This is a genomic window from Verruconatronum alginivorum, assembly GCF_056590205.1.
Map to the genome: position 1 here is coordinate 1,342,994 of NZ_JBWPVQ010000001.1, position 12,276 is coordinate 1,355,269.

The 12,276-nt window shown below is 62.2% G+C and carries 10 protein-coding genes; 6 read left to right on the forward strand and 4 right to left on the reverse strand.

The genetic code is table 11. The annotated features are described in order from the left end of the window. Positions 1 to 20: 20 nt before the first annotated feature. The 4 genes from ACWUI2_RS04680 to ACWUI2_RS04695 all read right to left on the reverse strand — a co-directional run bounded on the left by ACWUI2_RS04680 (position 21) and on the right by ACWUI2_RS04695 (position 4,004). Positions 21 to 650: a hypothetical protein gene (locus ACWUI2_RS04680; protein WP_486981704.1), complete on the reverse strand. Its 630-nt coding sequence runs from the start codon at positions 648 to 650 to the stop codon at positions 21 to 23. After that, positions 647 to 1,807: an AAA family ATPase gene (locus tag ACWUI2_RS04685; protein WP_486981705.1), complete on the reverse strand. Its 1,161-nt coding sequence runs from the start codon at positions 1,805 to 1,807 to the stop codon at positions 647 to 649. Before ACWUI2_RS04685 ends, ACWUI2_RS04680 begins: the two co-directional genes overlap by 4 nt. A gap of 199 nt (positions 1,808 to 2,006) precedes the next feature. Further along, the gene (locus ACWUI2_RS04690; RefSeq protein ID WP_486981706.1) at positions 2,007 to 2,705 is read right to left on the reverse strand and encodes an SOS response-associated peptidase; all 699 of its coding nucleotides are present in this window, start codon (positions 2,703 to 2,705) and stop codon (positions 2,007 to 2,009) included. A gap of 141 nt (positions 2,706 to 2,846) precedes the next feature. After that, positions 2,847 to 4,004, reverse strand: coding sequence for a MalY/PatB family protein (locus tag ACWUI2_RS04695; RefSeq protein ID WP_486981707.1), 1,158 nt, complete (start codon positions 4,002 to 4,004; stop codon positions 2,847 to 2,849). A 367-nt stretch (positions 4,005 to 4,371) separates the two neighbouring features. Here ACWUI2_RS04695 and nusA point away from each other — a divergent pair, with 367 nt between their 5' ends. The 6 genes from nusA to ribF all read left to right on the forward strand — a co-directional run bounded on the left by nusA (position 4,372) and on the right by ribF (position 11,703). Then, the gene (nusA, locus tag ACWUI2_RS04700; RefSeq protein ID WP_486981708.1) at positions 4,372 to 5,631 is read left to right on the forward strand and encodes a transcription termination factor NusA; all 1,260 of its coding nucleotides are present in this window, start codon (positions 4,372 to 4,374) and stop codon (positions 5,629 to 5,631) included. A 77-nt stretch (positions 5,632 to 5,708) separates the two neighbouring features. Next, on the forward strand, positions 5,709 to 8,303 hold the full coding sequence (gene infB, locus ACWUI2_RS04705) for a translation initiation factor IF-2 (RefSeq protein ID WP_486981709.1): 2,595 nt from the start codon (positions 5,709 to 5,711) through the stop codon (positions 8,301 to 8,303). 111 nt (positions 8,304 to 8,414) lie between these two features. Beyond that, on the forward strand, positions 8,415 to 8,828 hold the full coding sequence (rbfA, locus tag ACWUI2_RS04710) for a 30S ribosome-binding factor RbfA (protein ID WP_486981710.1): 414 nt from the start codon (positions 8,415 to 8,417) through the stop codon (positions 8,826 to 8,828). Between the two features lie 43 nt (positions 8,829 to 8,871). Beyond that, on the forward strand, positions 8,872 to 9,867 hold the full coding sequence (locus ACWUI2_RS04715; RefSeq protein WP_486981711.1) for a DHH family phosphoesterase: 996 nt from the start codon (positions 8,872 to 8,874) through the stop codon (positions 9,865 to 9,867). Positions 9,868 to 9,901: 34 nt separating this feature from the next. After that, positions 9,902 to 10,627 carry a tRNA pseudouridine(55) synthase TruB gene (gene truB / locus ACWUI2_RS04720; RefSeq protein WP_486981712.1) on the forward strand — a complete coding sequence of 242 codons (726 nt, stop codon included), beginning with the start codon at positions 9,902 to 9,904 and terminating at the stop codon, positions 10,625 to 10,627. A 134-nt stretch (positions 10,628 to 10,761) separates the two neighbouring features. Further along, the gene (ribF, locus tag ACWUI2_RS04725; protein WP_486981713.1) at positions 10,762 to 11,703 is read left to right on the forward strand and encodes a riboflavin biosynthesis protein RibF; all 942 of its coding nucleotides are present in this window, start codon (positions 10,762 to 10,764) and stop codon (positions 11,701 to 11,703) included. The last annotated feature ends 573 nt before the right edge of the window (positions 11,704 to 12,276 follow it).

Below are 12,276 nucleotides of genomic sequence, written 5' to 3' on the forward strand. Positions count from 1 at the left end.
CGCCTATGCGTCTTCGCCAGTTATCGGCTATGCGCGCGCGGCGAGTCCCGCCACCCATAGTCCGCGATCGCCACCAACGCGCGGTGTAAACTCCGGGAATGGTTCCGCGCCTTTTGCGCGTCCCAGAAACGATGGACGAACTGAAGCAGGCAGCCATTGTAATCCGGTCCGACTTTCCGCCGCCGCCCCGGCCCCGGAACGATCGCCTCCCGAATTTCCTGGCGGGGGGACCTCCCCGCCAGCTCGATCACCAATGCCTTTGGATCCGGGATCGTTTCCGAATCGAGCGGAATCAATCCCGGCGCGATGCCGAAGTACCGCGCCAGCGCCTCCCGGTGCGACAAGACCCATGCCTCCACTTCATGGATCGCCACCCGGAACATCAGGTGGGGATGACGCGGTTCCGGCAACCAGCGGTTCAATAAAACATGAGGGCAGCGGTTTTCGTCGAGATCAGTCAACACCAGGATGCCGATCGCCTCGGCCGCTTTGTTGAACGCCGACATGTTTTTCTGAATGAACCCGAACCCTTCCTTGCCGAGGCAGGCCTGCACCGAAAACTTCCCGGGAAACATCGCCAACATCTTCCGCAGGACCATCTCGCTGAGAATGTCCTCCACGACCAGGATGACCGGTATCCCTTGGTTCATTCGAAGAATCCAAGTTCCTCGATTCGCGACGGCTGGGTGCGCGGCAGAGTGATCTCCCCGATGCTCAACCCTTGGTCGATCAACAGCTGCACTTCCTTGAAATCGGCCGCCCGCGCCACCCCGCTTCCCTGCGGATCACCGGCCAGAAACAGCAACACCTCCCGACCATCGATCCCAGGATCGGCCAACAACTCCGGACTGTGGGTGGTGACGATCACCTGGCCCGGATTATGCCGTTTCAACCGGTAAATCAGACTCGGCAAATGCCGGACCACCGCCGGATGCAACGATACCTCCGGCTCCTCCAGCAACACCGTCGAGTGCGTTTTCAGCAGCGCCCAAAGGATGCTGATCAACCGGAGGGTCCCGTCGGAAAAATACTCCTGCGGGAGGGCCCCTTTGTTCTGCCAATCCTGGAAGATCGCCTCCAAACGAATCCGCCCGTCCCCAGCTTGGAACGACAGGTTTTTCAATTTCGGAATCGCCAACCGCAACGCCGCTTCGATTTTCCCCAACCGGGCCGCCCGCACCCGCTCCGGGGTCGCGAGGATTTCGTCGAGAAACAGCCGGAGCGACTCGTCGTTCGACTGATGGACCGAACTCCTCCCGACCCGCCAGGTTTCCCGGTGGGGGTCCTGCGGAAACAAATGGGTGTAGGAGACCGACCGGAAAAAGCCGCAGACCTCCCGGAAGCCTTCGTTCGTCGTCACGTTTTCCAAGAAGGTCTGCTCCAGGCGGACCGGATCCCGCAAATCATCGGCCCCCGGACGTTCCAAAACCTTTTCCCCCCGGTGCCAAACCCGCTCGAACGCCAGTCTCGGCGTCGGATTCCGCGTCCCCCGCCGCACGATGCCGATCTCATACCGCCATTTCGGTTCAATCTCGCCGTCGTCTCCTTCCGCCAAATCGAACGCCAATTCGATCCCGGGACTCTTCCCGGCCGCCCGGCAACGGAGCGACCCGAGCCCGCCCCGGTCTTCCACCGCCCGGAACAATCCCCCGCCCGGCGCGACCAGATCGGCCATGAAACGAAAAAGATCGAGGAAATTCGATTTCCCCCCGGCATTCGGTCCGACCGCGAAAACCCGCCCTTCCAACCGGATTTCGAGCCGCCGGAAGTTGCGCCAGTTTTTCGCCGATACGCGTGTGACAATCATCGGGACGTGAACACCAAACAACCGCCAACCACGGCCGCAGGCAATGTCAAAGTACGTTCGAAGTCGCAGCGCTTCCCTCGCTACGCCCCCCTACTGGGAGGGATGGCATCCTGCCGTCCACCGTCGGCACCGGTTCAGAAGAAGGTCGGCCGGAAGCCAACCCTCCGATTTGCCCCCAACCCGCATGAATGCGGAAGGTTTATAGAAACGACATCTGCTCCGCATCGTCGGCCGGGGGTGGCTCGAGACAACGGGGGCCTTCGTTCCCGGCTTTGTTGACCCATGGATCGACCGGCCGAACCTCCATCTCCTCCGCGGGAAACGGTCCGAGCAACGGCGGCAATACTTCCGGGGCTTCCGCCGCGGTCGCACCTAACCAACGGCGCGCGACTGCTTCGGTCAGCATCACCGGCATTCGGTCATGCACGTCCGCTAGGACCGCATTGGCCGCCGTCGTCAACAAGCAGAACGTCGCCTCCCGCCGTCCCGGTTCCGCCTCCCACTCCTCCCACAATCCGGCAAATGCGAAGGGACGGCCTCCCCGCAACCGGAAGAAATACGGCAACCGTTTCCCTTCCGCCTTCTTCCATTCGTAAAACCCGTCGGCGGGCACCAAACACCGGCGCCTCCGAAACGCGTCCCGGAAAGCCGGCTTCGACGCCACCGTCTCCGCCCGGGCGTTGACGATCGGAGCCGGTTTCTCCCCGGGTTTCGTCCACCGCGGCACAAACCCCCAAAACAATTCCTCCAAATCCGGGTCTCCGCCTTCATCGAGACGGATCACCTCGCACATCTGCCCCGGAGCGATGTTATAACGCGCCGCCTCCCCTCCCGCCGTCCGCCGGAGATAAGCATGATAAGCCTTCGCCGCTTGAATCAGAGTGTACCGCCCGCACATAGTAGGATCTTCAGCCGGTCTTTTCCGGCCACCCGGACCGCATAAATGCGGAACTCCAACTGGAGGCCGCACTCGTCTTGACGCCTTTCGCGATACACGGCCCAATCTCCACCATCAGTGATTATTAGTGCTTATTAGTGGTTAAAAAGAATTCCCCAAGTGCCCCTGCACCGCCTTCCGCATCCGCCGCAACGCTTCGTCCAAGGTCGCTCGGGGACAACCGAAATTCAAGCGGACGAATCCTTCGCCCCCAAAAAACCGGCCGTCCGAAAGAGCCACCCCGCCTTTTTCGAAAAACGCCGGAGGATCGGGGAGTTGCAGCGCACTGACATCGAACCAGGCGAGATAAGTCGCCTCCACATGGGTGGTCGTTACCCCCGGCAGTTCGCTCCGAACGAATTCCCACACGCGGTCGCGGTTTCCCCGCAAATACTCGATCAACGCCTTCCGCCAGGGTTCCCCGTGCCGGTAGGCCGCTTCGCACGCGACGTAGCCAAAGACGTTCACCTGCGGGACGATCCCCAGCGCCGCCTTCCGAAAGCGGGCCCGCAACGCCGGATCCGGGATCAACGCAAAGGCGCATCCGAGTCCAGGAACGTTGAACGTTTTGCTCGGAGCCATCAACGTGATGCTGTTCGCCGCCAATTCATCGCTCAGACTGGCCGCCGGAATGTGCGGCAGATCATCGAGGATCAGGTCGCAATGGATTTCGTCCGAGCAGAGGACGATTCCGTGGCGCAAGCAAAATGCCGCCAATCGCTCCAACTCCTCCCGGGAAAATACCCGGCCGACCGGATTGTGCGGATGACAGAGCAGAAACAATCGCACTCCCGCATGCACCGAGGCTTCGAGTCGCTCCCAATCCATTTCCCACCGGCCGTCGACCCGGACCATCGGAACGGTGACGACCTCGCGGCCCATGTTGCGCGGCGCCGATAAAAACGGAGGATAAACCGGGGTCGCGGTCATCACGGCATCCCCCCGTTCTCCGACCGCGCGGCAGGTGACGTTCAGTCCGGAGACCAATCCGGGCAGCCAGACAATCCAGTCGAGGTCGATTTTCCATCCGTAGCGGGCCAGGCACATCTCGCCGATCGCCTCGCCCAGCGACGGCGTCGGCTGGGCGTAACCGAAGACCCCATGCTTCACTCGTTCGGCCAAAGCCTCCAACACGGCGGGCGGCGACGCAAAGTCCATGTCGGCCACCGGCAACGGCAAAATATCCGTCCCCTCGTATTTGATCCACTTCTCGCTCCCGGTCCACCGGCGCTCAATCACCTGATCAAAGTCAAATCTCATAGTTTACGATTCAGACCCTCCAGCCTACGGTCCGCCCCTCAAAAAGGGCGAGGCAATTCTCCCAAAGTCCAAAGTGGCTGAGGCGTCCCGCCTCAGCACAGAGCCCAAGCACAGTGCCTCAGTCCAGTGCCCCCTTCCAGAGGCTAAGTCCAGTGCCTCAGCCAGTGCCCAATCCCACGTTCCAGACCTTCCGGCCGCACTGAGGTGGGACGCCTCACCCACTTTCTTCCATAATGCTTTACATTTTCGTCTGCTCCGGGTGGCCGCTTGACAATCGGAAGATCCTTAAATAGCTTTCCCGGTTTAAAGTTCACTTTTAATGGAAAAGTGGGGGATTTCCCGCTTTTTTTTTTCAATACACACAACGATGAGCAGCGAAATTCTTTCAGTCCTGGAATACATGGAAAAGGAGAAGGGGATCAGTCGGGATGACATGATCGCCGCCATCAGTAATGCCATTCACACCGCCGCCCTCAAAGGGGTCAACGCGGGGCAGGACCTCAAAATCGAAATCAATCCCCGCACCGGTCACCTCAGCGCCTGGAGCCTCCTCAAGGTGGTCGATTCGGTCAGCGATCCCAAAACCGAAATCCATATCGAAAAGGCGACCCAGTTGGATCCCAACGCCAAACTGGGGGATGTTTTGCACAAGGAGATCGACCCGGCCTACCTCGGCCGCATCGCCGCCCAGACCGCCCGCCAGGCGATCATGCAGAAACTCCGCCAGTTCGAGAAAGACCGGATTTACGACGATTTCAAGGACACCATCGGCGACATCGTCTCCGGCACCGTCCGCCGCCGGGAACGGGGCGACTTGATCGTCGACCTCGGCCGGGCCGAAGCGATCCTCCCCCCTCGCGAACGCGTCCCCAGCGAGGATTACGCCCCGGGCGAACGGATCCGCTGCCTGCTCAATTCGATCGAACCGACCACCCGCGGCCCGGAACTGATCCTCAGCCGCGCCAATCCGAAATTCGTCCGCCGCCTCTTCGAACTCGAAGTCACCGAGATCGCCGACGGCACCGTCAAGATCGAGGCGATGGCCCGTGAACCGGGCTACCGGACCAAGATCGCCGTTTCCAGCAACGACGGCCGGGTCGATCCGGTCGGCGCCTGCGTCGGCGCCCGGGGAGCCCGGGTGAAAAGCATCGTGCGGGAACTCGGCGGCGAGAAAATCGACATCGTCCGCTACCACGAGGATCCGCGCGAAATGTTGGCCGAGGCCCTCAAGCCGTCGGTTCCGCGCAACGTGGAGATCAACGAGAACACCCGCACCATCTCCTTCGAGGTTTCCGACGAGGATCTGGCGGTGGCGATCGGCAAAAAAGGCCAGAACGCCCGCCTCACTTCCAAGTTGCTGGGATGGAAGCTCGACATCCTCAAGGAAAAGTCCCAGAAGTTCGACTTCGAAGACAAAAAGCGGATGGCGGTCCAGGGCATCAACCAGATTCCTGGCATCGAGCCCGAATTGGCCAAACGCCTGGTCGCCGCGGGCTTCGTCAGTCCCGAGGCCTTCGTCGGCGTGGAGCCGACCGATTTGGCCGACGCCGGCTTCTCCGATGAAGAGGCCGCACACATCATGAAGAAGGTTTCTGCGTTCCTCGATTCGCAGAAAATTTCGCCATGAAAACACCACTTGAATATCGATAAGGCGGGGCACAGTTCATCTGTGGCTCGCGATGAGTTTTAATCAGACAGTTACAGATGAGCGTAAGAATACATCAGTTATCCAAACAGATCGGAATGGAAAACAAAGAGCTGATCGCTCTCCTCCAGGAGCGTGGGTTCGCCACCGTGAAGAGCGCCTCCAGCACGATCGATAACATTTCAGCGGACGCCTTGATCGAAGAGTTCCAGGCGAAAGAGGAAGAGGAGAAGGCCGCGGCCGAGACAGCCGAAGAGGCCGAATCCGGCGAGGAAACGACCGCGTCCGATGAGGAACAGCCGGAGGAAACCTCCGCGCCCGCCGCTCCCGAAGCGAAGGGGTCGATCAAGCTTCCCCCGGGCGTTTTCGTGAAATCCGCCGAGGACGTCCGTCGCGAACGCGAGGAAAAAGCAGCCGCCGCCGAAGCCGCCAAGGCCGCACAGGCCGCAGCCGCCAAACCGGCCGAGGCACCGAAACCACCCGAAGCGCCGCGCAACGCGCCTCCTTCGCCGCCGGCCCCGCAGGGCGCCCGCCCTCCCGCACCTCCTTCACCCGCCGGTCCCGCCCCGTTGGCCCCGCCGCGTCCCGGCGCCGGTCGTCCGCCGGCCGCCGGTTCCCCCGGCACACCACCGCCCGTCCCGACCCGTTCACCCGGTAATCCACCGCCGATGCCACCGCGCAGTTCGCCGCCTCCGGCCGGCGCGCCGCCAGCCCCAATCCGTCCCGCCGCCTCCGATGGTGAACGTCCTCCGGCATCTTCGGCCAGTCCCGCCACCCCTCCGCCCGCGGGCCAACCGGCTCCGGTTAAACCGGCCGCCGAGGTTCCCGCCGCCGACGCCGCCGTCGAAACGGCCGACACCGAAGCCAAGTCCGACGACGTCAAAGTGATCGTGGTAAAACCGCCGATCGTGGTGCGCGATTTCGCCGGCATGATCGGTCTCAAACCGTTCCGCCTGATCTCCGAACTCATGGAAATGAATATTTTCGCTTCCATGAACCAGGTGATCGAAGAATCGGTCGCCAACGAACTCGCCGTCCGCCACGGTTTCCTCCTCGACATTCGCCACCGCGGGGAACAACAAGCCAAGGCCGCCCCTTCCAAAAAGGAAAAACCGGCCCCGGTCGACGAAAGCAAATTCCTCGAACCTCGCCCGCCGGTGGTCTGCATCCTCGGTCACGTCGACCACGGCAAGACCACTTTGCTCGACTACATCCGCAAGGCGAACGTCGTCACCGGCGAGGCCGGCGGCATCACCCAACACATCGGCGCCTACCAGGTCGAACAGAGCGGCAAAAAGATCAGCTTCCTCGACACGCCCGGCCACGCCGCGTTTTCCAAAATGCGCGCCCGCGGGGCCAACGTCACCGACATCGCCGTCCTGGTCGTCGCCGCCGACGACGGTTTCATGCCGCAGACCGACGAAGCGCTCAAACACGCCCAGACAGCCGGAGTGCCGGTGATCGTCGCCATCAACAAGATGGACGCCCGAGGCGCCAACATCGAGCGGGTCAAGAAACAGATGCAGGACCGGATGATCGCCCCCGAAGATTGGGGCGGCGAAACGATCACCGTCCCGGTCTCCGCCTTGAAGGGGGACGGGGTCGACGATCTGCTGGAAATGATCAATCTCCAGTCCGAGGTGCTTGAGTTGAAGGCCAACCCGCAGGGCCCCGCCCGCGGCATCATCGTCGAAGCCCAAGTCGAAGTCGGCCGCGGCCCAACCGCCACCGTCATCGTCCAGAAGGGCACCTTGAAGGTCGGCGACGCCTTGGTTTGCGGCCCGCATCACTGCAAGGTCCGGGCAATGTTCGACGACGCCGGCAAGGCGCTCAAACAAGCGACTCCTTCCACCCCGGCCCGCGTCATCGGTTGGTCGGAAGCCCCCGACTCCGGAAACGAATTCGAAGCGGTCAAGAACGAGAAGGTCGCCAAGGCCCAGGCCGAAGAGAACGCGACCGCCCTTAAACAACGGCCGGTCGACACCGCGCCGGCTCCGCGGCCGACGATCGACGATTTGTTCTCCGCCATCGCCAGCCAGAAAAAGAAAACCTACCGGGCGGTCGTTCGTTGCGACGTCCATGGCTCGATGGAGGCCGTCGTCGGTTCTCTCAACGAGATCCCGAGCGACAAGGTCGACGTCGAGGTGATCGCCTCGGGGGTCGGAATGATTTCGCAAAGCGACGTCCTGATGGCCAGCACGTCGAACGCCGACATCATCGGTTTCAACGTGAAGTTGGAACAGGGTGTGAAGAGCCTCGCCAAACACCACGGGGTGCAAATCCACACCCACGGGATCATCTACGAGTTGATCGACAAGGTGAAGGAATCGATGGCCGACCTCCTCGATCCGGACATCAAGGAAATCAAACTCGGCGCCGCCGAAGTCCGGCAGATTTTCCCGATGGCCAAAGGGGCCGTCGCCGGCTGTTTGGTCACCGAGGGGAAGATCGTCCGCGACAGCAAAGTCCGCTGGGTCCGCCAAGGCAAAACCTTGGCCGAGGGAAAGGTTTCCGCGCTCAAGCGCTTCAAAGACGACGTCACCGAGGTCCGCGCCGGTTACGAATGCGGTATCCGCGTCGACGAGTTCGATTCCTACGAAACGGGCGATTCGATCGAGGCTTACGAAATCCAGAAATCACGGGCGAGCCTCTAAGAGGCCGCCCCGGTCCGTCCATCGCCGGCCGACGGCCGTTCGTTCCCGCCTCGCGCTTGAACGGACGAATCTAAACCGTCGACCGCCGAGGACCGGCATCCGCACATTGTCATGAGTCAGCGAAACGTCAGGGTCAACGAACTGATCAAACGCGAGATCAGCGAGGTCCTCCATACCCGCTACCAGGCGGAAAGCGTTTACATCACCATCACCCGGGTCGACGTCGCCCCGGACCACCGCAAGGCCGATGTCTTTTTCTCGGTCCTCGGCGGCGACGAGCGCATTCGCGAAGCCCGCAACTGGCTGGCCAAACAACGGCGCGAAATCCGCATCCAGGTCGGCAAAAAGGTCATCCTGAAGTTTCTCCCCCACCTGAAATTCCATTACGATCCGTCGATCCGGGAGGGGAACGAGGTGCTCGAACTGCTCGACGATCTCGACGAATTCGAGGAGGGCGGCGACGTTGAAGGACCGGGCGAACACGAGGGGGACGACCACGACGAGGAGGATCACGCCCCCCGTTGATCCCGGGGCTGCTCCGGCCGAATCTTCCCAAGGGGTTCAATCGATGTTTTATCTGGATATCTCCTCCACGGTCCGGGCTCTGGTCGACGAATTGAAGGGCCGGAAAGTCGCCATCATCGGACACATGCGACCCGACGGCGACTGCATCGGCTCCCAGGTCGGCCTCTGCCGGGTGCTGGCCGGAGAAGGAATCGACGCCGTCTGCGTCAACCACGACTTGATCCCCCGCCGCCTCGAATTCCTTGCCGGGGACACCCCTTTCTACCAAGCCGACCAGTTCGAGCCGGACGGACGTCTCGCCATCACCGTCGATTGCGCCGACCACGAGCGGATCGGCCCTCGCCTGCGGACGTTGTTTCCCGAGATTTTCCTCAACATCGACCACCACATCTCCAACACCCGCTACGGTCGGCACAACATCATCGAAAGCCACTCCGCCGCCACCGCCGAAATCCTCGCCGGTATTTCTCTGCAAAACGGCTGGCGAATCGACCGAACCACCGCCCAGGCCTTCTACGTCGGCATTGCCACCGACACCGGACAATTCCGTTTCCCGTCGACCACCCGCCGCGTCTTCTCGATCAGCGGCCGTCTCCTCGACCGCGGCGCCGATCCTTCCGCCGCCTCCCACGAGCTCTACGAACGGGAGTCGCTCGGCAAAATGAAACTCCTCCAGAAGTTTCTCGCTTCCCTCAAGATGGAGTGCGGCGGCCGGGTCTGCATCGGTTTCCTTTCCGCCCGCTTCTTCGCCGAAACCGGCACCACCAGCGAGGACACCGAGGGGCTGGTCGATTACGCCCGCTCGATCGACGGCGTCGACGTCGCCGGCGTCCTGGAGGAACGTCCCGACGGCATCAAGGGGAGCCTCCGCTGCAAAAACTCCCGCTTCCGGGTCGACCAGGTCGCCCAACGCTTCGAGGGCGGCGGCCACACCTGCGCCTCCGGCTTTTACTCCCCGCTCCCGTTCAACGAACTCTACCCCGCTCTCCTCGAAGCGATCTCCAAACAATTCGCCCAACAGGAGGAAAATCAGCCGTAACCCGCGCCTGCCCCGCATCGTCACATTCACTTTCATGGCACTCGAACAACCTGAACTCGAAGGAATCCTCCTCGTCGACAAACCACAGGAGCACACCTCGCACGACGTGGTGGCCCGGCTCCGGGGTAAACTCAAAATGAAACGGATCGGCCACGCCGGCACCCTCGACCCGATGGCCACCGGCCTCCTGGTGATCCTGGTCGGCAAAGCCACCAAGGCGTCCCAATACCTGACCAGCCTCGACAAGGTTTACTCGGGAACGATCGAGCTCGGCAAAGTCACCAACACCCAGGACGCCGAAGGCGAGATCATGGCCACCGCCCCGGTCCCCGACCTCACCGCCGAACAGCTGAAGAAGGAGATGAAGAAGTTCCACGGCGACCAATACCAAACCCCGCCGATGCACTCCGCCGTCAAAATCAACGGCACTCCCCTCTACAAACTGGCCCACAAGGGAAAGAGCATCGAACGGGAGCCCCGCTTCATCCACATCCACAAATTCGAGCTGACCGGCTTCGAATCTCCCTTGATCCATTTCCGCCTCCACTGCTCCAAAGGGACTTACGTCCGCACCGTCGCCCACGACCTCGGCGAACGGCTCGGCTGCGGCGCCCATCTCAGTAAACTGGTCCGTGAGGCGAGCCACGACCTCAACCTCTCCGATGCCCTGCCGCTGGAGGAGATCATGAACCTCGAACCGCGCGAAGTCGCCAAACGCCTCATCCCCGTCCGCGACGTCCTCCCGCGCGCCGTCCTGTAAGAAATGGAAGCCAAAGACAAAGGAGCCCGGACATTCCTGTCCGGGTATTGGACGGACAGGAATGTCCGTCCTCCTTTCTATGCTCCCTTGATTCGTGTTCATTCGTGTCCATTAGTGGTTAAAAACCGGTTCCGGTGAAGCTTCCCGCGACAGTCCAGGATCTTGAAAGCGTCGATCTTCCCGACGTCCCGGTTCACTTGGCCATCGGGATGTTCGACGGCGTCCACCGCGGCCACCAATCGGTCATCCAGACCGCCGTCGCCGACGCTCGCAGATCCGGCGGACTGGCCGGAGTTCTCACCTTCTGGCCCCACCCGAGCGCCCTTTTCCGTCCGGAGCAGGCGGTCCCCCAGATCATGACCCCCGACGTGAAGGACCAGGTTCTCCGCTCCCTCGGCGTCGACCTGATCATCGAGCAATCGTTCACCCCCGCCTTCGCCTCCATCCCGGCCGAAGAGCTGGTCGCCCACCTGAAAACCTGCCTCCCCGGCCTCGCCTCGATCTACGTCGGCGAAAACTGGCGCTTCGGCAAGGGTCGTCAAGGGGACGTCCGCCTCCTCGCCGAACTCGGACCGAAACACGGCATCCAAGTCGCCAGCGCTCCCCGCCTCCTTCACGGCGGCGAACCGATCAGCAGCACCCGCATTCGGGCGCTTCTTGCCGACGGCGCCATCGCCGCCGCCAACGAACTCTTCGGCTTCCCCTACTTCAGCGAAAGCGTGGTCCAGGAAGGCGCCAAAGTCGGCCGCACCCTCGGTTTCCCGACCCTCAACCTCCCGTGGAACCCTCCATTGAAACCCCGCTTCGGCGTTTATGCCGTCGAAGTCTCCGACCCCGGCGTTTCCGCCCCCCTCCCCGGCGTCGCCAACTACGGCCTCCGCCCGACCGTTGACACCCCGGCCGACCAGCCGAGCCCGCCCCTTTTGGAAGTCCATCTCTTAACGGAAGACTCCCCCTGGACCACAGGATCCCCCCTCCGCGTCGAGTGGCACCGTTTCCTCCGCCCCGAACAGAGATTCCCCAACCTCGACCAATTAAAAGCCCAAATCGCCCGCGACATCGAAGCCGCACGCTGATCCGAGCACCGAAGGTGCGACATCCGATCCGTCCGACATCGATCGACCACACCGCAATCCGAAGCGCCGAAGGCGTGGCATCCGATCCGTCCGACATCGGTCGACCACACCGCAATCCGAAGCGCCGAAGGCGTGGCATCCGATCCGTCCGACATTGGTCGACCACACCGCAATCCGAAGCGCGAAGGCGTGGCATCCAACAGCCCAGTCCGCAGGGCTGGGTTTCAATGCATAACATTGCATGCGGCCTGAAAGGTCGCCATTCGATCCACCCACGCCCCTCCCCCCGCCCGCGATTCGATCCCCAGATAGCGACCCTTCAGCCCGCGGATATTTCACGCCGGTTACCCAGCCCTGCGGACTGGGCTATAGAATTGGTCACCTTCGGCGCCCCCCACGAACCGACGCCGCAATCCGAAGCACCGAAGGTGCGGCATCCAACAGCCCAGTCCGCAGGGCTGGGGTTTCAATGCATAACATTGCATGCGGCCTGAAAGGTCGCCATTCGATCCACCCACGACCTCCCCCCGCCCGCGATTCAATCCCCAGATTGCGACCCTTCAGGCCGCGGAT

Excerpts from the sequence above, each read along its gene's own strand:
- ACWUI2_RS04680 (WP_486981704.1), bottom strand. The coding sequence starts at position 650 with ATGAACCAAGGGATACCGGTCATCCTGGTCGTGGAGGACATTCTCAGC.
- rbfA (WP_486981710.1), top strand. The coding sequence starts at position 8,415 with ATGAGTCAGCGAAACGTCAGGGTCAACGAACTGATCAAACGCGAGATC.
- ACWUI2_RS04690 (WP_486981706.1), bottom strand. The coding sequence starts at position 2,705 with ATGTGCGGGCGGTACACTCTGATTCAAGCGGCGAAGGCTTATCATGCT.
- ACWUI2_RS04685 (WP_486981705.1), bottom strand. The coding sequence starts at position 1,807 with ATGATTGTCACACGCGTATCGGCGAAAAACTGGCGCAACTTCCGGCGG.
- ACWUI2_RS04695 (WP_486981707.1), bottom strand. The coding sequence starts at position 4,004 with ATGAGATTTGACTTTGATCAGGTGATTGAGCGCCGGTGGACCGGGAGC.
- truB (WP_486981712.1), top strand. The coding sequence starts at position 9,902 with ATGGCACTCGAACAACCTGAACTCGAAGGAATCCTCCTCGTCGACAAA.
- infB (WP_486981709.1), top strand. The coding sequence starts at position 5,709 with ATGAGCGTAAGAATACATCAGTTATCCAAACAGATCGGAATGGAAAAC.
- ACWUI2_RS04715 (WP_486981711.1), top strand. The coding sequence starts at position 8,872 with ATGTTTTATCTGGATATCTCCTCCACGGTCCGGGCTCTGGTCGACGAA.
- nusA (WP_486981708.1), top strand. The coding sequence starts at position 4,372 with ATGAGCAGCGAAATTCTTTCAGTCCTGGAATACATGGAAAAGGAGAAG.